The 23,350-nt window shown below is 40.9% G+C and carries 15 protein-coding genes; 10 read left to right on the top strand and 5 right to left on the bottom strand.

Annotated features, from left to right (window positions below):
- Positions 1-5: 5 nt before the first annotated feature.
- From NPE20_RS07460 to NPE20_RS07470, 3 genes are read right to left on the bottom strand one after another with little or no spacing between them, the layout of a single operon-like run.
- The gene (locus NPE20_RS07460; protein ID WP_256537986.1) at positions 6-1,637 is read right to left on the bottom strand and encodes a RagB/SusD family nutrient uptake outer membrane protein; all 1,632 of its coding nucleotides are present in this window, start codon (positions 1,635-1,637) and stop codon (positions 6-8) included.
- A 26-nt stretch (positions 1,638-1,663) separates the two neighbouring features.
- Positions 1,664-4,813 carry a SusC/RagA family TonB-linked outer membrane protein gene (locus NPE20_RS07465; protein WP_256537987.1) on the bottom strand — a complete coding sequence of 1,050 codons (3,150 nt, stop codon included), beginning with the start codon at positions 4,811-4,813 and terminating at the stop codon, positions 1,664-1,666.
- A 40-nt stretch (positions 4,814-4,853) separates the two neighbouring features.
- The gene (locus NPE20_RS07470) at positions 4,854-6,665 is read right to left on the bottom strand and encodes a class I mannose-6-phosphate isomerase (protein WP_256537988.1); all 1,812 of its coding nucleotides are present in this window, start codon (positions 6,663-6,665) and stop codon (positions 4,854-4,856) included.
- A gap of 267 nt (positions 6,666-6,932) precedes the next feature.
- Here NPE20_RS07470 and NPE20_RS07475 point away from each other — a divergent pair, with 267 nt between their 5' ends.
- The gene (locus NPE20_RS07475) at positions 6,933-7,661 is read left to right on the top strand and encodes a GntR family transcriptional regulator (protein ID WP_256537989.1); all 729 of its coding nucleotides are present in this window, start codon (positions 6,933-6,935) and stop codon (positions 7,659-7,661) included.
- 154 nt (positions 7,662-7,815) lie between these two features.
- On the opposite strand, the gene NPE20_RS07480 is transcribed toward NPE20_RS07475, so the two are convergent.
- Positions 7,816-9,216, bottom strand: coding sequence for a M28 family metallopeptidase (locus NPE20_RS07480; protein WP_256537990.1), 1,401 nt, complete (start codon positions 9,214-9,216; stop codon positions 7,816-7,818).
- A gap of 357 nt (positions 9,217-9,573) precedes the next feature.
- Between NPE20_RS07480 and NPE20_RS07485 the strand changes: the two genes are divergently transcribed.
- The 9 genes from NPE20_RS07485 (at position 9,574) to NPE20_RS07525 (ending at position 21,825) form a co-directional block, all read left to right on the top strand.
- On the top strand, positions 9,574-10,143 hold the full coding sequence (locus tag NPE20_RS07485) for an RNA polymerase sigma factor (protein ID WP_256537991.1): 570 nt from the start codon (positions 9,574-9,576) through the stop codon (positions 10,141-10,143).
- Positions 10,144-10,367: 224 nt separating this feature from the next.
- The gene (locus tag NPE20_RS07490) at positions 10,368-11,345 is read left to right on the top strand and encodes a FecR family protein (protein ID WP_256537992.1); all 978 of its coding nucleotides are present in this window, start codon (positions 10,368-10,370) and stop codon (positions 11,343-11,345) included.
- A 178-nt stretch (positions 11,346-11,523) separates the two neighbouring features.
- Positions 11,524-14,931, top strand: a complete 3,408-nt coding sequence (locus tag NPE20_RS07495; RefSeq protein ID WP_256537993.1) for a SusC/RagA family TonB-linked outer membrane protein — start codon at positions 11,524-11,526, stop codon at positions 14,929-14,931.
- Between the two features lie 32 nt (positions 14,932-14,963).
- Positions 14,964-16,490 carry a SusD/RagB family nutrient-binding outer membrane lipoprotein gene (locus NPE20_RS07500; RefSeq protein WP_256537994.1) on the top strand — a complete coding sequence of 509 codons (1,527 nt, stop codon included), beginning with the start codon at positions 14,964-14,966 and terminating at the stop codon, positions 16,488-16,490.
- Positions 16,491-16,608: 118 nt separating this feature from the next.
- Positions 16,609-17,064 carry a RidA family protein gene (locus NPE20_RS07505; RefSeq protein ID WP_256537995.1) on the top strand — a complete coding sequence of 152 codons (456 nt, stop codon included), beginning with the start codon at positions 16,609-16,611 and terminating at the stop codon, positions 17,062-17,064.
- Between the two features lie 24 nt (positions 17,065-17,088).
- Positions 17,089-18,303 (top strand): aminotransferase class V-fold PLP-dependent enzyme, encoded by a 1,215-nt coding sequence (locus NPE20_RS07510; RefSeq protein WP_256537996.1) that lies wholly within the window; start codon positions 17,089-17,091, stop codon positions 18,301-18,303.
- Between the two features lie 130 nt (positions 18,304-18,433).
- On the top strand, positions 18,434-19,693 hold the full coding sequence (locus NPE20_RS07515; RefSeq protein ID WP_256537997.1) for an amidohydrolase/deacetylase family metallohydrolase: 1,260 nt from the start codon (positions 18,434-18,436) through the stop codon (positions 19,691-19,693).
- 58 nt (positions 19,694-19,751) lie between these two features.
- Positions 19,752-20,681, top strand: coding sequence for an RraA family protein (locus NPE20_RS07520; RefSeq protein ID WP_256537998.1), 930 nt, complete (start codon positions 19,752-19,754; stop codon positions 20,679-20,681).
- Positions 20,682-20,718: 37 nt separating this feature from the next.
- Positions 20,719-21,825: a bile acid:sodium symporter family protein gene (locus tag NPE20_RS07525; protein WP_256537999.1), complete on the top strand. Its 1,107-nt coding sequence runs from the start codon at positions 20,719-20,721 to the stop codon at positions 21,823-21,825.
- An 86-nt stretch (positions 21,826-21,911) separates the two neighbouring features.
- Here NPE20_RS07525 and NPE20_RS07530 read toward each other — a convergent pair whose 3' ends face one another.
- The gene (locus tag NPE20_RS07530; RefSeq protein WP_256538000.1) at positions 21,912-23,234 is read right to left on the bottom strand and encodes a hypothetical protein; all 1,323 of its coding nucleotides are present in this window, start codon (positions 23,232-23,234) and stop codon (positions 21,912-21,914) included.
- Positions 23,235-23,350: the final 116 nt, after the last annotated feature.

Raw genomic sequence — 23,350 nt, forward strand, 5'->3', positions numbered from 1 at the left:
TATTGTTAATTGGTGTATCCCGGGTTTTGACCAAGGTTAGCATTCTTGTTAGTTTCGTTTGCCGGTATTGCCCACAGGTAATCGCGCTGAGCGTTAAACTTCCTTGACTGTGCCCGTATGTATCCGTTATCGGTACTTTGGTCTCCTGAGAATTTGGCGCCATGTGCGTAACCATTCATAACTGTTTCAGCTATTTTCCATCTACGGATATCGTCAGTTCTTAAGCCTTCCATTGCAAGCTCAACTCTTCTTTCGCGCCTGATAATGTTGGTCATATCGGCAGCACCCGGATAATTCAATGCACCCGCATCGGTAAAGCCTGCCCTTGCACGCAATGCGCCAATGGTTTTGTTCCAAACAGTTGCATCCATTTGGCCAAGACTTTGTTTTGCCTCAGCATAATCCAGTAAGATCTCGGCATACCTTATCAAATGCAGGTTATTGCCCGATACAAAGTTTGCCAGCGCGCTTGGGTCAAAATATTTCCTCCAGTAATAACCGGTTGGCGATGCAGCTTGCGAACCCGCGCTGTATTCGTCCAAACCAGGCTGGACAGGGTCTGTACCCGGTTTTATGTAGATAGTTTTGGTAGAATTATTTGCGTTTACCCAAGTATACTTGTCGTACACAACAGTAGCGGTTAAACGCGGGTCGCGGTTTACGTATGGGTTACCTTCTACATAGCCCGAACCTGTTTCAGTTATACCTTTGCCATTCAGCATAATATAATCGTTAACAAGTTCCTGGGTTGGTGCCATGCTGCTTACACGACCGCCGACAGTGCGCGGTGCAAAATCCCAAAAATCTTGCCATGTACGTATAGTTGGTACATACTGCAAAGAAAGGATGCTTTCGTTGTTTTTGTTGTTCACCGTTGGATCGCTAAACAAGGCGCTATAGTTGTTAGCTAACGAATAAGTGCCGTTAGTGCCCTGATCATTCATTAACTTTTCGCAGATAGCTACTACATCTGCCATACGGTCGCCCTGGTATAATAACACTCTGGCTTCTAAAGCTAATGCAGCGCCTTTTGTGATACGTCCATTTTCTGCTTCAGGCAGCGCATCTTTTGAAGGAAGATCCGGAATAGCGGCTTCCAACTCATCAAGTACAAATTTAACTACCGTGGCTTTCGGTGAGCGCGGTACTACCTGCGCCTCTTCCGGTGTACCGTCGTGGTCCATAATAGGTACATCACCATACCATTTTGTTAAATTAAAATGTTCGAATGCACGTATAAAACGAGTTTCGGCCTTTAGCCTGGCAATGGTAGCAGCCGGAAGGGTGGTATTCTGGTCAACATTTTTCAGAAAGATATTACATGATTTTATAGTTGAGTAATAATAACCCCAATCTCCCTCAAACTTTGCTGTAAGCGAAGTGGCATTACCACTTGCTATAAGGTTAAGGTCGCCACTTGGCGAATAGGCATTGTCAGATATTGCCTCTGCATTAAAATATAACCCGCTGTTATAAATTAAACCGTAGTTGTTATATAAGGCATTGTACACATTCGCGTCCACCTTCCAAAAGGTAAGGTCGGAGAATCTGTCTGTGGGTGCAATATCAAGTTTTTTACATCCTGATACTGCTACTATCGCAACAGACACGATCAAAAGCTTTTTTAAAAATTTCATTTTTATATGTTTTAAATATGATCTGTTTAGAAAGTTATATCAATTCCGGCACCGTAAAAAACTGCCAGCGGATATTGCCTGGCGCTGTTTGAGGCCGAATACGGACTAAGGTTATTACCAAACTCAGATGTTTCCGGATCAATAAAGCTTAGCTTACTAAGAGTAAGCAGGTTTTGCCCTATCAGGGATAACCTTAATCTTTCCATACCTATTTTCTTTGAGATCCTGGTTGGGAAGGTGTAACCGATATTAACGTTCTTTAACCTAGCATAAGCAGCATTGTACTTATACAGATCTGAGCCGGTACGCCAGTTGTACGTATTTGACGGAGAACCTATATTGGCCAATATAGGGTACCTTGCATCCGGGTTGCTTGGCGACCAGATATCTGTTTGATGTTCGTAAACAGTAGCGCCATAACCATAGTGGAACGGCTCAACCAACTCACCCCTCAGGAATGCGTCGCGTTTGCCAACACCCTGGATGAATAACGACATATCGAAACCTTTGTAGGCTATTCTATATGTAAAACCGAAAGTATATCGCGGAAATGGGTTACCCAGTATGGCTTTATCTTTGTCATCTATAATACCGTCATTATTCAGGTCTTTAAATTTAAGATCGCCCGGCTGAACACTTGCGCCAGCCATTTTTGGAGAATTATCTATATCGGCCTGATTCTGGAAAAATCCATTTGTTTCATAACCATAATATTGGGTTACAGGTTGTCCAACTCTTCTAATTAACTGAAACACATCCTGGTTGTAGATCTGCTCTTTTGTATTGCCGGTTAACTGTAATAAAGTATTTTGATTATCTGCTATGTTCACGCTAAAGCTTTGCGTAACATTTTGGCCTCTTAAATTGTAGGTTAACGAAGCTTCCCAGCCTTTTGCCCTAACTTTGGCCACATTATAATCAGGAGATGCAGCGCCAAATATTAATGGAATATCCTGCCTTGGCTGTAAAATATTGCTGGTTGTTTTATTAAAGTACTCAAACGTTGCGGTTAACTTATCATTGAATAAGCCTACATCTAAACCAAGGTTAAAACTTGCTGCCCTTTCCCAGGTCAGGTCTTGGTTAGATAACATAGTACCTGCACCACCAACCGGGGTTTTATCAAACCCATATGCGCTGGCATAATTAAAGTAGGTAGTTTGATATTGGTAGTTGTTTACGTTTTGGTTACCAACAATACCGTATGATGCCCTTAGCTTAAGCGTATTCACGGTATTTTTAATGTTCTGCATAAACGATTCTTCAGATATGATCCACCCTGCACTTACCGATGGGAAGAAACTTGCCCTGTTACCCCTTGCAAATTTTGATGAAGCATCGTTACGAAATACGCCTTCTAATAGATATTTGTCTTTATAAGAGTAATTTACCCTACCAAAAACAGAAAGCAAGCTGTTTGAATTAACACCAATGCTATTGTTAGAGTTAACAGCATCTACTATAGTACCTGTTGTAGGTGTACCCAGTAAAGGATCAGTTAATGTTTTTTGTAATCTAAAGCCCCGTTGGGTATAGTTTTCACTTGATACACCTAGCTGTACTTTAAAAGTATGATCAGATATCTTTTTACTGTATTCAGCATTTACCTGTGTATTTAACAATAACGATTTGCTGTTACCATCTAATACAGCCCTGTCATCGCCATACACACCTGCCGGTAAATAGTTAACTTGTATCCTTCGGTAAAAGCTGCCGTTGTTTTGAACGGTACCACCAAACTGGCCGGTTAACTTCAGATCTTTAGTGATGCTTAACTGGCCATTAAACGCACCGAAGATCTCATCATTGTCAGCCTGGTTAAAACCACCCTTTTCAAGTACGCCGTACTCATTGTATTGCGAAGCTACCGGGTTTGTTAAATAATTACCATCTGCATCCTGCCAGTTATAGTTATGCGGCACGCGGTTGGCATCTGCAAATATGTTGTTGTTGCCAACGCTATTTGTTTTATTACGTGTTTTGGTATAGTTAAGGATAATGTTAGCCCTGAATTTACCCACTACAGATGTTTGGTTTAACCGAAGGTTATATTTCTGGTAACCAAAATTGGCACCTTCACCGCCGTTACCTATCAGGTTACTACCTTGGTTTTGGTAACCGGCAGATACATAATAGGAGCTATTTTCGCTACCACCGCTCATGCTTACGTTGTGCGACTGGAGGGGCGCTTGTTTTAACAGGTGTTCTACATCCCAGGTGCCATTGCCCTGATCTTTAATAGCCTGGATCTGGTCTGGCGTGTAAGCCGGTGGCAAACCAGAGTTTACCAGCGACTGATTTTTATAGTAAGCATTGTCCCATGCATCTACTTTATGTACAAGTACCCTTGCATCCTGCAAACCATAGCTGCCATTATAAGTAATACTAGGTTTTGCGTTTAACTTACCACTTTTGGTAGTTACTAAAATTACACCATTTGCAGCACGCGAACCGTATATGGCTGCCGCGCCCGCATCTTTTAATACAGATACGCTGGCTATATCATTTGGGTTTAAAGTATTTAAGTTACCACCAACAATACCGTCAATAACTACTAAAGGTGTGTTATCGCCCAGTGTACCTACTCCCCTTATATTCACGATAACATCGCTGCCCGGGTCTAAGGTACTTTGCTGTATAATTAAGTTTGGAGACTCACCCTGTAATGCCTGAAAAGTATTTAATACAGGCTTGTTCTCTATACTTTTAGCACTTATAGTACTTACGGCACCAGTAAGATTAATTTTCTTTTGGGTACCATAACCTACTACAACTACCTCGTTAAGGCTGGTGTTATCAGGTTTCAGGCTAACATTTATTTCGCTTTTGCCGGCTATGGCAATTTCCTGCTTTACAAAGCCAATGAACGAAAACGTAAGACTTTTGCCTGCATATGCATCAGGTACGTTAAGTTTATAGCGGCCGTTAACATCTGTTACCGTACCAATAGTTGTACCGGTAATACTAACGTTTACACCTGGTAAAGGCTGGTTGGTATCATCTAACACCCTACCGGTTACGGTTATATCAAAAGCATTTTTTGTGTACGGATGTTTTATAGTTGTTGCATTGGCAATGCCACAAGGCAATACAGCAGCACCCAGCAGCACGGCTACCAGCGACTTATTATAAAGCCACTTTAGTTTTTTTAATTTGTGTAATAATTTCAGTCTCATAACATTGGGTTTATTAGTTATATTTTATTTAGGTTTATTCTTATTCAGATTTTAAAAATGCTTTAATAACCTTTACACGGCCTTTTCCCAAATTGGTTAAGGTATATGAACCTGCCGCCGCCGGTACTACAAATGTTTCTGCATAGGCAAATTTCTGTTTGGTGCCATCAGCAGTTTCCAACTGAACGGCCTGGCCTTCCACCAGCATCATCACATGACATACATTATTGGTTTCTACCGTGGTTTTGTTATCAAACTCCATGCGGTGCACATCATAAAAATGCTCGGTATGGGTTGGCATGTGTATCAACTGGTAACCTTCGGCCTGCTCAATTACCACGGGTTTTGAGATAAGTTCACGGTAAACCTGTTTACCTTTGCGGTTAAAGTCAAGATTATTAAAAGCGTGGTCTATATTTATTGGGCGCGGATTGCCGTCAAGGTCAAGGCGTACCCAGTCGTACATTTTAAAGGTGAAGATGTATGGGGTAGCGCTTATCTCCAGCACCATATTGCCCGAACCGGCACTGTGCACGGTACCATTAGGGATAAGGAACAGATCGTGCTTTTTCGCGGGGTGCGATTGTACATAATTCTCTATCTGTATTTCGGTACTTGTTGCCTGGCTATCCTCCAGCACGGTTCTAAACTCGGCCGGGTTAATGCTATCCTGAAAGCCAAGATAAACCCGGGCATTATCGTCGCAGTCTAAAATGTAATAGGTTTCATCCTGGGTAATGTTCTCGCCAAAATTCTCCTGTATGTATTTAACCGATGGATGGCATTGGATAGACAGGTTACCGCCATTGAATGTATCCAGAAAATCGAAACGAATAGGGAATTCATCGCCAAAACGCTCGGCATGTTTGCCCAATACATTTTTATTATTGCTGAACATTAAGGTATCGAATGATACCTCCAGCAGGTTGCCATCGCTCTCGAACACCAAACCATTTTCAGGAACGATCATTTCAAAGGACCAGGCGTAATTAACTACATCCTTATTAATGTTATTAATATGCTCTTTTATCCATTGCCCACCCCATGCACCCGGCTCAAACCAGGGGCGTACACGAAAAACAGATTGGCTGATCTTATTAAGGCCTTCAGCCAGATCCGCCTTATGCATCCAGTTAATGGTTTCCGGCCATTGGCCGTCTGCTACAACAGCTATACGATCCAGTATCGCTTTTTTATGATTGTTTAATACTACCCAATCTACAAAGTAAAAACGCTTGTACATCTGAAAGGGCTCGTTCACCTGCACAGCACCTAAATTGGTGATGCTGCCCGCACGCATCCTAAATTGCAGTTCGTTCTTTGGCAGGTCGATATAAATAACCGGAACATCCCATCCGGATAAAACCGCGCCGGTACCTATTATAATATTGATGTCGCTGTCATCGGTAATTTGCCTGGTAAGGCTTGCATCATAAAAGTCATTGAGCGATAATGTAGTTTTGGTACCCCAAACAGATTCAAGCTCGCCTAAAAATGGTTCAACCAGTTTTTCAATTTCATTAGCAGGCTTTAAAAAATTTTCCGTATTGATCCAGTTTACTTTTAGCCCGTTTTCCGTAAAATAATCTTGCAGCTTTACTTGTATATTATCCCAAAACAAGCCGGCATATCCATCAATCAGAATAGTTTTCTGTACTACAATGTATTGGGCAAGGGAGTCTAAGCCGTTAAATATTTTTCCTGAGCCTAATGCACAAGTGGGATAAACATTGTAGCCACCATTGGCATTAAGGGCATCATCTAATTTCGCCGGCATTAAAAACTGCGCGGTTTTCCGCACTTCCGTGTCAACCCCTTCTATCTGCTTGTAATCTTTAGTATCAATATTCATTGTAGTAATGTATGGATATATCAATTTCCACATAAATAGCCTCAAGGGCCATTGTTTGATTGTGGGAATAAAAAATTATATAATTGGTTTATGATTATAATGTACAAACATATGAACAAATTTCACATTACCAAATTATTTAAAAAATATTTACTCCGTGTATAAACCACACTATATCACACCTAAATGAGGATTTTGTAGATCCTATATGTATGTACACTTGTACTTATAAATGAAATTTCATTATCATTGTACATATTACACTATATGAAATATTCTATTGATCATAAAAGCCCTGTTCCGCTGCATATACAAGCCGAAGAACTTTTAAGAAAGATGATAGCCGAAGAGAAATATCAAAACGGAAAGCTATTACCTAATGAGGTAGAATTGGCGAAAGTACTGGCCATATCGCGTACCACCCTGCGCCAGGCCATAAACAAATTGGTATATGAAAATTTACTGATCCGCAAAAAACGCACCGGCACAAAAGTTAATAATGCAATAGTAAGTTCTAAATCAAATAACTGGCTTAGCTTTTCGCAAGAAATGAAACTGCGTGGTATCAGCATCAAAAACTTTGAACTGCATATTACATGGGTATATCCGGATGAAATGCTGGCCAATTTTTTCGAGATAAAAACCGACAGAAAAATATTGAAAATGGAAAGGGTGCGAGGCACAGTTGAGACGCCTTTTGTTTACTTTATTTCTTATTTCCATCCCCGTATCGGGCTTACCGGTGATGAGGATTTTAAACGCCCGCTTTACGAATTGCTGGAATTAGAGTACTCCACCGTGGCCTCACTTTCAAAAGAAGAAATAAGCGCGCATGCAGCTGACGATGTTATTGCCGCTAAATTAAGACTATCAAATGGGAGCCCGGTATTGTTCCGTAAACGATTTGTGTTTGACCAGGGCGAACGCCCGATTGAATATAACCTGGGTTATTATAAAGCAGACAGTTTTGTTTATACGGTTGAAAGCAGACGCTAATTTCTATTTCTCTAACGAGGAAAGCCATGAAATTTGATCTGCAAAAACTGCTTTTTACTCTTACCCCCTTCATTTATAGGCAGGCTTGAATAACCGTTAAATGATGGCGGAAATCTGAATTTAACACCTTCTTTTATCTAATGAATAGCTTAAGCTATTTTTTAGGTGTTGCGCCGGCGGCGCCTGCTTGTGCTTGCCTCCTCATTACAGAGGGCACAACCGGCAATCCTTCATTTCCTTCATTAGCTACAGATTGCACTGCAAAAAAGTAGTTATCTTTAGAGTATGGTAGCTTTACCTCGGTAGAAGTAGTGAAAATTTTCTTTTGCCATACCGGGCTGGTGGTTTCCCTTATCATTACATAATATCCTTTTACCTTTCCTGTAACAGGCGCTTTCCAGCTTAAAGTTGTTGAATTGCCCAAACCAGCCATAATTAAAGAAACCTCGCGGGGCATTGATGGAGATTTTGCAAGATTAGCCAGGTTACATAGGTTAAGGGCGGTGTTTTTACGCAGGTACTCAAAATCCATGTATTCCGTTAAGTCGCCATAGCTGATGCCATTTTCAGTACGTACATTTTGGTGCTGATGATAAAAATTTTCGTTCATCTCAGTTAAACGTACAGCTGTGAACCCTTTTTGCTGATAAGGCTGATGATCCCCACCGCGCCCAAAACGATCTGGCCGATAAACCATAAAAACCTGAAGATTATCAACATAACGTTCGCCTACCTCTTTAATATAACGGGCCAATTGGCGTGAGGCTCCGTCGTTCTCCAAGCCCATGGAGCGAATGACTGCTGCCTTTTTTTCATCAAGTTCATAAGCTGGCAGTCCCTCACTAAACACCCTTATTTTTGTATTATCAATAATATTAGTTTCGTTACTGTTATTGCTGCCTATTATATCGTTATTTAAAACAGCACCAATTTCCCAGCTGTCCCTTTTGGCGTTTGCGGCCATAAAACCCGATCCTAACAAACCCTGTTCTTCTCCGCAAACAGCAACAAAAATTATAGTGGCCGGAAACGATTGCCTGCTCATGATACGTGCACACTCTATTACAGCAGCCGTGCCGCTGCCATCATCATTTGCGCCGGGGGCATCGCCTTCCCTATCCATTACATTACTGCGCATATTATCCATATGGCCGCTTATAATAAACACGCGGTGATCATCCGGGTCGGTTCCTTTTAAGGTAGCTACTACATTGGTTAATATAACCGGTACATCTATTCTTTTACCATCGGGCTGATAATTGTTAGTGTCGAGCTTTGCTGTTAACCTCCCTCCTGATGTTTTGGCATAGGTGTTAAATTTGCTTAATATCCAGTTACGGGCCGCACCTATCCCGCGCTTTGCATCGGTGGTGGTGCTTAAAGTGTTGCGGGTACCAAAGCTAACCAGCTTAATAATATTGGCATGTAAGGAATCAGCAGATACTTCGCTCACCATCCTTTCAATTTGTGGATCTTTCTGAATGATAACCGGAGATTGTGCAAATGTGCCGGCATAAGCACATATCAACGCTAAAACGCCTAATGCTTTTTTCATAATTTATATTAGTATTTGTTTAGTTCGTTAAATAAAAACGAGCAGTTATTAATTTGTAAAAAGCTATTTTACTGTAAAAGGGGTATAGGAGGCAAATTAAGTCCGTTTCTTCGAAAATCAAAATAAGATTGCCTTTGAAAGAACAATTCAATTCTGCGTTCTTTAAATTACGGATAAATGACCATCAGTGGGTTGCTGCACTATTTTTAAGCGTTTACATAAGCGCGAAAGGCAGCCACTATTTAACTTTATCTTAACATTTTATTTCATTTAATTGAACAAAGTGTTTTTTTTAGCTACATTAGAAATTCAAATGCTACTGATTTTACTTGCATAATTTTAAATGGTTGCTAAATAATGAGGGCTTTTAATTCAAAACAACATCACGATTTAAAATTTGAAGAAGTTTTTGAAAGCTATAAACATCAGGTTTATGCCCAGGTTTATGTTATAGCTAAGTCTGAGTATGCTGCAGAAGAAATAACACAGGAGATCTTCATTAAATTATGGCTAAATAAAGACTCACTTAAAGATGTAAAAAACTTGGGCGGCTATATATATACCATTGCACGCAACTACTCCTTAAACTATCTTAGAAAAGCTGCTAGCGATACCAGGCTGGTTAACGAGCTGTTGCGTGTTGCAGTAACTAATGATAACAACACAGAAGCCAACATGCGGGTATCTGAATGCAGAAAGCTAATTTCAACCGCTGTAAGTCAGCTATCGCCGCAACGGCAGTTAGTATATAAGCTAAATAAAGAGGACGGCTTAAATTATGATGAAATTGCTACACATTTAAATCTTTCAAGGCACACCGTTAAAAATCATTTAATGGCTGCACTTCACTTTATAGGCGCTTATCTTGCCAAAAACGACGTCAATCCCACCCTAATCGCTATTTTTTCCCTCTTCTACATAAATTAACATCCAAACACATCAAATAAATTACACATTTTCATTAATTTGCCATAAATAATATGCTTTTCATATTTTAATGGATTAATTTTAATTAGTTTACCAATAAAAACGTCGTTAATTAGTAAATCGTTAGCTAAAAAACATCGTTTTAAATAAAATGTAAAATTTATTTCATTTCCCATTAGTCTGATTGGCGTTTTGCTGTGTCTTTAAAGTATCAATCAGGATAAATGAATCAACAAGATAGAAAATCGGAACTGTTAGAAAAGTACATGAACAATACATGTACTAAACAGGAGTTCGATGAATTTATGGAGCTTATAAAAACATCAACAGATTTTGAGGATTTTGATGGCCCCATGAAAAAACACTGGGAAGGCTCCCCGCAGGAAAACGTTCCTGATACTGTTGACTGGAACCGTATGTATAGCAACATTAAGTTAAGGCTTTGGGCACTTAAAAAAACAAAGGTGCTATTCAAATTCGCTGCTGTAATAGTATTAGTAATTAGCGCGTGTACCTTAATTATTTATAATTATAATAAAGTTGCAAGTGGTGATCATATTGTATACCTCACCCAACACGCAGGGGTAGCTAAAACGAAAGTTATATTATTAAGCGATGGCACCAGGGTAACCTTAAATGCAAATAGCGATTTACGTTATCCGCAAAACTTCAACGCTAAAACCCGCGAGGTATATTTAAAAGGGGAAGCTTATTTTGAGGTAATACACAATGAGAATAAGCCCTTTGTTATTCACTCTGGCAGGTTAAAAACGCATGTATTAGGTACCACATTCACTGTAAGCGCATATTCGCAGGTAAAGCCAATGAATGTAACTGTGCTTACAGGTAAAGTTGCCGTAAAAGATGAATTAAACCAGGCACATGTTATATTAACCAGAGGGCAATCAGCATCTACAAAAGATGGTAAAAATACTTTTGAGGTTATCACATTAGCAAACCCAGAAGATGCAATTGCCTGGATGGATGATAAAATGATCTTTGAGAATTCAGATCTGGAAAGTGTGGCTTTAAAGCTGAGCTACAAATATGGGGTTGATATAAAAGTAACGGGAGATAAGTTGTCACAGCAACACATCACCGCTATTTTTCAGGGGCAAACATTACCGGGCATCTTAAAAGCGATCACACAGCTTACCCACTCTAACTATAAAGTGCGTAATAATGCTTACATACTATACTAACTAATAACTAACTAAACTATTAACTGACTTTAAAACAACGAAACGCCTATTGAGTAAAAAAAGATGTAAACAAAAAAGGTTGAATGTGTTCCAGCACACCCAACCTTCCGGGCCGAAGCCCACCAAATTCATAGTTCCCAATTGGGATATTTCGTCACTACAAATTTTGATCAAATATATGACAAATAAATCATTGTCTTTTCACCTGCTGTGTAAAGCCTTAGTTAAGGTAATTATTGTTACCGTCATTTTTTCTGTATGCTTTACCATTGCTCAAGCGAAAAACGTTTCAGCACAAGATCTAAAAACAAGAATATCACTGCATGTAGTGAATATGTCTGTTAAAAATGTACTGAGACAAATTAATAAAGAAACCAAAATTAGTTTTGTTTTCAGTAACTCAATTGTTACCAACCAGGCTGTAAGTTTAGATGTAAAAAACGAACAGCTGGACGTAGTTCTAAAAAAGATCCTCGAACCGCTGGGTATGGATTACTCCGTATCGGGCGATGTGATCCTTATCGATAAAAAAACAGTTTCGCTTACAGAAACTGAAACACAAAAGGCCGTTCCGGTAAAAGTGACCGGCAAAGTTACTGATAACGCCGGCGCGGCATTAATTGGGGTAAGTATTAAAATAAAAGGCGGCACGGGCGGTACGGTAACCAATGCAGAGGGGCGTTATACCTTAACCGTACCCGATGAAAATGCTACGTTGGTGTTTTCCTACATGGGTTTTGCAACCCAGGAAGTAGCTGTAAACGGCAGGCAAACTGTTGATGTACAATTAGTGGAAAACCGTAATAGCCTAAATGAAGTAGTTGTAACAGCGTTAGGCATTTCCCGCCAGAAAAAAGCGCTGGCATACTCTGTAACAGAAGTTAAGGGTGATGAATTTACACAAGCCCGCGAAAATAACGTAGCTAACGCACTTACAGGTAAGGTCGCGGGTGTTAACGCAACAGGATTATCAACCGGCCCGGGTGGGTCAAGCCGCGTTATTATTCGTGGTAACGGTTCACTCTCTGGCGGCAACCAACCTTTATATGTGGTAAATGGTATGCCAATAGATAACTCCGTTCCGGGTGGAAGTGCCACTACCAACGGCGGCGCGGGCAATGTTGACCGTGGCGATGGTATTGCAGGCATTAACCCCGACGATATCGAATCAATAAGCGTGCTTAAAGGCGGTACTGCTGCTGCACTGTATGGCGCGAGGGCAGCAAATGGTGTAATTTTAATTACTACTAAAAAAGGCCGCGTTCAAAAAGGAATTGGCATTGATTACAACTCCACCTTTACCATGGAAACACCTGCTATCTTCCCGGATTGGCAGTATGAATATGGCCAGGGCGATGGTGGTATAAAACCAACTACCCAAAACGAAGCTATTCAAACAGGAAGGCGTTCTTTCGGTGCTAAAATAGATGGTTCAACCTATATAGCGGCTGATGGCTTAGAGCACCCCTACTCTGCACAAAGGAATAACATTAAAAACTTTTACCAAACCGGCTCTACATTTACCAATACCATAGCATTTACAGGCGGAACCGAAGCGGTTACCTATCGTTTCTCGGTAGCCGACCTTAATAGCAAAAGCGTTTTACCCAATAGTAACTACGATCGCAAAACGGGCAATCTTAATGTTAGCGGTAAACTGAGTAAAAAGATAAGCTTTGAAGCCCTGGCTCAATACAATATTGAAAATGCTAAAAATAGGGCCACCGCAGGTGATGCTTCTGGTAACCCCAACTGGACGCCATATATGCTTGCCAATACAGCGGATATCAGATGGCTTTCGCCGGGTTACGATGCCAAAGGCAACGAAATTCCTTGGAACGATGCAGGCATTGCATCTAACAGCTATTTCGTGATCAATAAGTTTCAACAGCGCGATACCAAGAACAGATTTATAGGCCAGGCTGGCGTTACCTACGAGTTTATTAAGAATCTATCATTAAAAGGTGTAGTAAGCCGCGATTTTTACTATTATAATTACACTTACGTTTCGCCTACCGGTTCATTATATTACCCCAACGGGCAATACAACGAGCTTAAGGTTGATGCATCTGAAACTAACGGATTGCTAACCTTAAACTACAACGGCAAGATCAAAGATTTTGGCATCTCGGCCTTTGTGGGCGGTAATCAGCAGCGTTCGGTTTATAACGAGTCGAACATTACAGGTGCCAATTATATTATCCCTTATTTTTATAGCTCAACTAACTTATCAACAGTTTCTACCACCCCAAAAAATAACAGAACAGCCATTAACTCTTTAATGGGTTCGGCAGATATTAGCTATAAAAACTTTGCATACTTAACTGTTACCGGCCGCCAGGACTGGTTTTCAACACTAAGCCCGAAAAACAACAGCATTTTCTATCCCTCGGTTGGTGGCAGTTTTGTAATTTCAGAGGCGTTTAAATTACCGCAGGGAATAACCTACGCCAAAGTCCGCGCATCATGGGCACAGGTAGGCGGCGGCGCACCAGACCCTTACCAGATCAATCAGGCTTTCACCTTGCTGCCAACTTCTGGTCAGCCAATCCAAAACGTATCGAGCACTACTATTACAAACGCAAACTTACGCCCTTACACTTCAACTACAACAGAAGCCGGTATTGAGGCACGTTTCCTGAACAGCCGTTTAGGTTTTGACATTACGGTATATGATCGTAAAACCACCAATGACATTGTATCTACCGCCATTACGGGCACCAGTGGTTACAATAACGTTATACTTAATGTGGGCGAGCTAAGTAATAAAGGTATCGAGGCTTTAATTAACGGTACGCCTGTAAAAACCTCAAATTTTACCTGGAGCACAAGTTACAACGTTGCTTACAATAAAAACGAGGTAGTAAAACTTGCAGCAGGCCTCAACCAAATTCAGATGTCGCAATCAGTTAATGGCTGGGCTTATATTAACAACATTGTTGGCCAGCCTTACGGTGCCATTGTAGGTACCCGCATGCAGAAAGATGCCAGCGGAAACGTAGTATTTAACAAAACTACGGGCTTACCGGTTGCTACAGGCCTGCAAACATTGGGTAACGGCGTAGCGCCATTGACTATGGGTTTTTCCAATGATTTTAAATACAAAAGATTTAGTCTGAATGTGCTGGTTGACGCGAAATTTGGCAATAAGATCTTCTCGCTGATGGAGGTTTATGGTACCCGTTTAGGTTTGATGAAAACTACCTTGCCAGGCCGCGATAACGGGCTTCAGCTTAATGGTGTTGACCAAAGCGGCGCACCTTATTCAAGAATAGTCCCTGTTTCAGGTCTGCGTTCTTACTATGATAACTACAAATCATATTCAGAGCTATTCTTGCATGATGCAGGCTTCGTGAAACTGCGTCAGGTTATATTAAGCTATAATCTGCCGGTAGACAAGCTTAAAGTTTTAAACCTGCAGGGTGCAACTATAGCATTTGTTGCGCGCAATCTGCTCACCATATATAAGCAAACAGACAATTTTGACCCGGAATCGAGCTTTACCAACGGCTCAAGTCAGGGGTTTGAATCGTTTGGTTTACCCAGAACCAGAAGTTTTGGTTTAAATCTGATGGTTAAATTTTAATATATGCCAGCATCAATTAAAAGACAATTAACATGAAAAAAAACTTTAGAAAATATTCCATCATGCTTTTAACTGCTTGTATAGGCTTACAGGCATGTGATAAGGGTTTCGAAGCAATGAACACCAATCCCAATGCATCGGCAAACCTCACTCCTGCTTTTGTATTTACCAAGTCGTTATTAGATGGGACAGGCGATGTGCTTAACCTTTTGCAGGGTACAATGCAATATACAACCAGTTATAACGATGTTGCAGGTTTTGGTGCCAAGTATATTCTTAGCCAAAGCCAGCAATCGTGGACGGTGTTTAACAATGCGTACCCTAAAGAAATAAATGAGGTACAGCAGGTAATTGAAAAGGTATCTGCGGATCCCGAGCAGGTCAACTTGCTTTCGACTGCACGTATCTGGCGGGTATACTGTTTTAGCCGTATTACTGACATTTATGGCGATGTACCTTATTCGCAAGCCGGCAAGGGTTATACAAGCGGTAACTACAAGCCCGTATATGATACGCAGCAGGCCATCTATGCAGATATGCTTAAAGAACTTGACGAAGCGGCAACAGCCATCGACCCAGCCAAAGCAAATTTTGGTGCGGCCGATCTGATCTATAAAGGCGACATGATCAAATGGAAAAAGTTCTCGTACTCCTTAATGCTGCGCCTGGCCATGCGCATGACGAAGGTTGACCTTACTACTGCAGAAACATGGGCTAAAAAAGCAATTGCAGGGGGCGTAATTACTGAAGATGCAGATATCGCTAAAGTTACAGGATACGTATCTGCCGGTCAGGATATCAACAAAAATCCGCTTGCACTGGGGATGTTAAATTCTGATTATGTTGGGGCTAACGGATCCAGCAATCCCGAAGGCGGTAAATATCAGGATGTGTTTATCAACAATTTAAAAACCAATAAAGATCCACGTTTGGCGGCGGTATCTGTAGTTTGGGTAAATGGCAAGGCCGATACAACAGCTGCAATACAAAAAGGCATGTCATCAAGCTTAAGCTCTAAACCGGCAGATTTTGGCACCTATTCAGAACCTAATCCAAACACCATCCTACAGCTTAACAGTCCTTACATGTTGTTAACCAATGCTGAAACCAACTTTTTACTTGCCGAAGCCGCGTTACGTAACTGGTATACCGCTGTATCTGCCAGTACATTGTATGAAAATGGTATAAGTGCATCTATGCGTCAATGGGCATTATTTGGTTCAGCGGGTGTTATCAGTACCAATCAAATCCAAACTTATATTAAATACCACCCACTTAACATAGGCGGTACATTTAATGAGCAGATGGAACAGATCTACACACAATTTTGGGTGGGTGTTTTTCCAAACTCTACAGAAGTATTTGCAAGCTACAGGCGTACCGGCTACCCTGCACTGGTACCTAATAACTATGTAGGAAACGCTACCGGTGGTAAAATTTTCAGAAGGTTCCTGTATCCGGCCACTGAGCAAAACTTAAATGGAGAAAATTATCAGGCAGCTATTGCCCGCCAGGGTGCCGATGAATTTTTAACCAGAATGTGGTGGGATCGCCCTTAAATTATACGGATATTTAAGTTTGATACGATAGATCTGCCGACAAGACTTTGTCGGCAGATTTTAAAGAGCCAGCGGCGCAAATTATAAACTCTAATAAAAAACATAAAATCTATTTGTTATGGAAAGAAGATCAATCTTAAAAAAAATCCTTGCTTCGGCAGCCGGAATTTCTGTATTTGGATTAGCGAAAGCCAGTTCGGCAGAAAGCTCAGAAAAGGAAGTAAATAATGTGACCGAATATCAGGATGTACCCTTGTTTTCCGGATCTACAAAGCTTGGAAATATGGTTTTCATAGCCGGTAAAGGTGCGCACGTTGAACCCTTTGAAATTAAGGCACACACCGAAATTGTACTTAAAGAATTGGAAAACGAGCTAAAAAAAGCCGGTTCATCAATGGAAAAGGTACTTAAAGTAAATGTGTATTTAAATGATATTGCCGACTACCAGGGAATGAATGAAGTATATAAAGGCCGTTTTGGTAAGAAACCACCTGTGCGTACCACAGTAGCAGTTGCTAAGGGCGGTGTACCGGGCAACTCTTTGGTTGAAATGGATTGTGTTGCTTACATATAGCAGTTTACCTTCTAAAATTTAATAATGAAACGCAGAAACGTTATAAAAAGCCTCTCTATACTTCCATTTATGGGGAGTATGGTTACCAAGGCTGCAACACATACAACCGCTGTAAAACAATCGCCTGCCTTAAAGCGCGATCTGTTTAAAGAGCTTGGGGTTACTCCTGTTATAAATGCATCGGTAACCATGACATTCTTATCAGGGTCGCTTATGCTGCCCGAAGTGCTGGAGGCAATAAATTCAACCTCTCATGACTTTGCCAACATGTTTGAGCTGCAGGATAAAGTAGGAGCTAAAATTGCCGAAATGCTGCATTGCGAAGCGGCAATGGTAACCTCTGGTGCATCATGTGCTATACTTTTAGGTACGGCTGCCTGTATAACAGGTACCGACGCCGAAAAAATAAAGATGATCCCTAACCTGCCCGGCCCCCGTGCAGAGGTGATCATGCAAAAATCGCACAGGTATTTGTTCGATCAGGCAATAACAACAACAGGCGCTAAAATTGTTGAGGTAGAAAGTGCAGCAGATATGGCACAGGCTATTAATAGCAACACGGTTATGGCCTTGTTTTTTAATGCCGCCGAAAAAAGCAGCATTACGCACGAAGAATTTTTAAAAGTAGCCAAAGCACGTAATATAGCTACCTTTTTAGACGCAGCAGCAGATGTGCCACCCGTTGAGAATCTTTTCAAATTTCAAAAAATGGGATTTGACCTGGTTACTTTCTCGGGTGGCAAAATGATCCGAGGGCCCCAAAGCGCGGGTTTGTTATTCGGGCGCAAAGACCTGATCACTGCCGCCAGGTTAAACCACAGCCCGCACGAAGCGCCAATTGGCCGCCCAATGAAGGTGAACAAGGAAGAAATGTTTGGCATGTACGCGGCCTTAAAATCTTACATCGAAAGAGACCATAAAAAAGAATGGGAAGATTGGTTGCAACGGGCCAAAAAAATTGGCGGCAAGCTGGAAACGTTGCCAACGGTTAAAACAAAAACACACGTTGACCCTGGTCCGTCTAATGCATTCCCCAGCTTATTTGTAACATGGGATCAAAGCAAAATTAAAATTCAACCTAAAGAGGTGTTGGTAGCGCTAAAAAATGGAACCCCAAGCATTGTTGCCAATGCGAAAGGCGAAACCCTTGTTGTAGGTGTGGTGCTTTTACGCCCCGATCAAATTGATGTTGTGGCAAATAGGGTTAACGAAATTCTTCAAAAAGCTTTAGTCACTTAATATATACGCACCAAACTATGATGTATTAACATTATAGTTAACCACTTTATTTCTTGCCTTTTATTCAGGTCTTTTTTTACTGTAAAAAAGGGCTTATAGGGGTGCTTTGTTTAATTTTTAAGATACATTGATGAAAAATATATTTGTTTTAATGCTCAGCCTGCTAAGCTTTTGCTACCAGGTTGAAGCTCAATCTTACAATATCCTTATTAAAGGAGGCCACGTAATAGACCCCAAAAACAATATTGATGATGTGATGGATGTTGCCATAAAAGATGGCAAAATAGCACATGTGGCTAAAAATATCGACATCAAGCAGGCTGCACAAATCGTTAATGCCAAAGGCCTGTATGTTACCCCGGGTTTAATAGATATACACTCCCATAATTTTTACGGCACTAAGCCCGACCATCAGTACGAGAACGGAAACCTGGCTTTACCGCCCGATGGGTTTACGTTTCGCAATGGCGTTACTACCGTTGTTGACGCGGGCAGTTCGGGCTGGCGCACATTCCCCGCATTTAAAGCACAAACCATTGACCTGTCGCAAACCAGGGTATTTGCCTTTATTAATATTGTTGGCGAGGGTATGCGCGGTGGATATGAGCAAAACCTGAACGATATGGATTCAAAAATGTCGGCCCTGATAGCACGGAAGTATAAAAAATACGTTGTGGGCTTTAAAGTTGCCCATTACGAAGGCCACGAATGGGCTCCGGTTGACCGGGCTGTTGAAGCCGGTAGATTAGCAGGGGATATCCCGGTGATGATTGATTTTGGCGGCAGTACACCTCCCCTGCCCATTGAAGAACTATTTATGAAACACCTGCGTCCCGGCGATATTTTTACGCATTGTTTTGGTCAGTTAAAAAGCCGGGAATATATTGTAGACCTGCAAACCCAAAAAGTTAAACCGTTTGTTTGGGAAGCGCGTAAACGGGGTATTATTTTCGATGTGGGTTATGGCGGTATCAGTTTTGCATACTCGCAGGCCATACCTGCTATAAAAGAGGGCTTTTTCCCAAATTCGATAAGTACCGATATGCACACCGGCAGCATGAACGATGCCATGAAAGATATGCTTACCACCATGTCGAAATTTTTGGCGATGGGTATGGATCTTAAAAGTGTTATCCGTGCATCAACATTAAACCCGGCTATAGAAATAAAACACGAAGAATTAGGTAACTTATCCGTCGGTACGGAGGCGGATGTGGCAATACTGAATGTGCGGGAAGGAAAATTCGGTTTGTTTGATTATACCGGTTATAAACTTGAAGCTAATAAAAAGTTGGAATGCGAACTAACCATACGCGCCGGCAAGATAGTTTATGACCTTAACGGAATAGTGGAACCGCTTGAAATTCCAAGAAGCTCGGCTTCCAGGTAATACGGTTTAACCAATTACTGTAATACTAAGGCCAATTATAAACCTTTATTAATATAACATGAAATTAAGAACTATTGCAGCCTGTATGCTTTTGATGGGCATTTGCCAAACGGGTATAGTTAAAGCGCAAACCATTTCTAAAGATGAACTGATATTCCTCACTTCGGAATGGAAAGGAGAACGTTTTAACGATGGCAGGCCTAAAATATCTGACAACCTAATAGAACGTGCCAAAAACATAGGCATTGAAGAAGCCTGGACGGTTTTAAAGAACGAAGGTTACAACAATCAATTTGAAGGCAACTGGAAACTGGTGCATGATGACAGGCCTGTTGTAGGCAGGGCGGTTACAGCTATGTTTATGCCCAGCAGGCCGGATATAGAAAAAAACATTAAAGACCGTGGCAGCAAGCAAGGCCGCAAAGGGAATACAAATGCCTGGCCTATTGATGTACTTACCAAAGGCGATGTGTATGTGGCCGATGGTTTTGGCAAAATTAAGGGCGGCACATTGATAGGCGATAACCTGGGTAATTCCATTTATAACAAATCTGGCAATGGGGTAATATTTGATGGCTCGGCGCGCGACTTGCAGGGTTTGAGCAAGATCAATGGCTTTAACGCCTTTGTACGCGATTTTGACCCTTCCTACCTGGAAGAGATGGTTTTGATGGGCCTTAACACCCCTATTCGCATAGGGAAGGCTATTGTGCTGCCCGGTGATCTGGTAATTTCCGAAAAAGAAGGGGTGCTATTTATACCCGCCCATCTTGCAGAAAAGGTAATAGTAACTGCCGAATTTATAGCATTGCGCGATAAGTTTGGCCAGGCAATGCTTAAAGCTGGCACGTATACTACGGGCGAAATAGACAGCCAATGGACAGCACCCATAAAAGATGCATTTTTAAAATGGCTGGATAAAAACCCTAACGAGGTAAAAATGACCCGGGCACAACTGGACGATTTTATGCAAAAACGCACCTGGTAAAACACCTTTATTTCCATTCCATCTTAAACCCAAGAAATTGAAAAAAAATTATATCTATAAAGTGCTGGCAGCCATATCTGCAGTATGCCTGCTTATTGCAGCAATAATAGCTCTAAACAGCGGCATTGCACATGCCGGCCCTTTTTTAATTGCAACATTCGTTATACTTGCTATTGCCTTTAGGGGATTTGTTGCACTTAAAGGCTTCTCTTATACTCTTATCATTTTTGCGGCGGTTACAACAGCGTTATATTATCCGCAGTATTTCATCCAAATAAACGGCATTAAACTATCTATACTCATTACACCATTAATACAGCTTATTATGTTTGGCATGGGCACATCAATGAGTATAAAAGATTTTGCCGGTGTAATAAAGATGCCCAAGGGTGTGTTTATAGGTGTGTTCAGTCATTTCCTGATTATGCCCCTGCTTGGTTTTACATTGGCCAAGCTAAGCGGTTTTCCGCCAGAAATTGCAGCCGGTATCATTTTGATAGGCTGCTCTCCAAATGGCATGGCCTCCAACGTTATCTCTTACCTGGCCAAAGCTAACCTTGCTTTATCTATCACCATTACGGCTGTATCAACCATGCTTGCGCCTTTTTTCACCCCGCTGTTGATGAAACTACTGGGAGGAGGCTTTATTGAAATTGATGTATTAAATATGATGTGGGATATTTTCAAAATGGTTATTATACCCATTGGTGCCGGCATACTGTTTAACAGATACCTGCTTAAAAGAGCTAGGTGGCTTGAGGCTGCAATGCCCCTTGTATCCATGTTTGGCATTGCGCTTATTATTGTGGTCATCACAGCAGCAGGAAGAAGCAGCCTGTTAAACATCGGCTTTATGCTGATATTTTTGGTACTCATCCACAATTTATTAGGCTACACGTTAGGTTATTGGTCTGGCCGGTTATTTAAAATGCCCGAACGCGATTGCCGAACTATGGCCATAGAGGTGGGTATGCAGAACGGTGGTTTGGCATCGGGATTGGCAAAAGAGATGGGTAAAATGGCAACTGTAGGTTTGGCACCGGCAGTATTTGGCCCGTTGATGAATATTACCGGTTCTTTATTGGCTACCTACTGGCACCGCAAACCGCTTAACGATAAAAAAGAGCCCAATATCATTACTTAATAGCTTAAAGCATATGTAGCGATTATCTGCTACATATGCTTTAGTTGAAAGGATCCGGGAGACTTTTTTCCGAATTTATTAGATACTTAATGATCCAATTTTAGTGAGATGTTTTTGATGGCTTTATCTAACTTTTCTGTTTCGCTATAAAGGTGGTCTTCGGCCTGAAGGTATTCCCCCTGCTTATCATCACTTTGTTTGATCATTTCAATAATCCCCTTAATGTTACAAAGATGCCGCCTAATTTCATGCGAGTTTATATAGGCAAGCTCTTCTTTCTTAGAATCAAACAATAACTTTTCATAATATCTTTTCTGCCGCACATTTCTATAGATCATGGCAACAACGCCGATAACCAATAATGCTACTACAACGAATAGTATCAGCCATGAGCGCTCTTTTTTGTAACCCTCCTCTTGTTTAAGGTATAGTCCCTGGATCTCGTCGAGCTTAATCTGCGAGGAAATATTCCCTACTTGTGTTAACCTGTTCAAATGATCTTTGTATTCTTTTAATGCCTGCTTAAAATCCTGGGCAGCCTGTTCATGCAACCTCTCTTTACCGGCAATCTCCCCTAATACTTCATACAAACGAAACTTTATTTCCGGATGGTTGTCTTGTTCTGGTTCGGCTATTAACCTGTTCAAGTAATACTTTGCCGAATCCAGATTTCCCCCTAAATAATATGCTTCAGCCAGGTTTTGTTCGTCAATATTAGCGTATCGATATGAGGTGTCTTTTTTTAATGCTAAAATACTTTGCAAAGCACTTGCATAATTATGGTTTAGCAGATCTAAATAATATTTAGTCCGCATTTTATAGGTGTACGACTTAGTAAGTCCCTTTTTTACGGCCAGCTTATTATGATAAAACTTCAAAGAGTCGACCCTGTTCATTCTAAAAAAGGTTTCAGCTTTGTTATAATATATCAGATATTGGATCCTCGGTTGATCAAGCTTGTACTTCTCAAATATTGATTGGGCCTGATCTAAATTATATAATGACTGGTTGTAGATATAATTTCTATAAAATATGTCAGAAATATTTATGGCGATCAAAACCTGCAAATAAGCATCCTTGAGTAAAATTGCTTCCTTTTTGGCTAAGCTAAAGCTATTAACAGCATCAATGGTATTGCCTTTATAAGTTTGTAAAAATGCTAAATGACTAAAAAAGGTATATAAAAGATAATGATCAGCCTTTTTCCCTGCCTCCTCTATTGCATTCAGGAGATTGTCTTCCGCTTCATTTAAACGCGATATACGTCGTTGATAAATGCCTTCAATGAAATACTCGAACGCTATTCTGTTTGGCTCTTTATACCTGTAAAGAAGCTCCCTGGTTTGTACCTGGGCGGCTTTAAATTCATTCATAGGTATATGATCAAAAGTCCCTAGGATGTAAGTCATCAATTTTTTTTCTTTCGGGTACTGATCTTTCATTAGTAAAATATTCGAAAGAGAGTCGGCTTTGTTTGGCGCTGAAAACGCATAGGAACAATGAAAAACCGAATAAAAAAACATGA

The organism is Mucilaginibacter aquariorum (assembly GCF_024498135.1).
GTDB classification, from domain to species: Bacteria; Bacteroidota; Bacteroidia; order Sphingobacteriales; family Sphingobacteriaceae; genus Mucilaginibacter; species Mucilaginibacter aquariorum.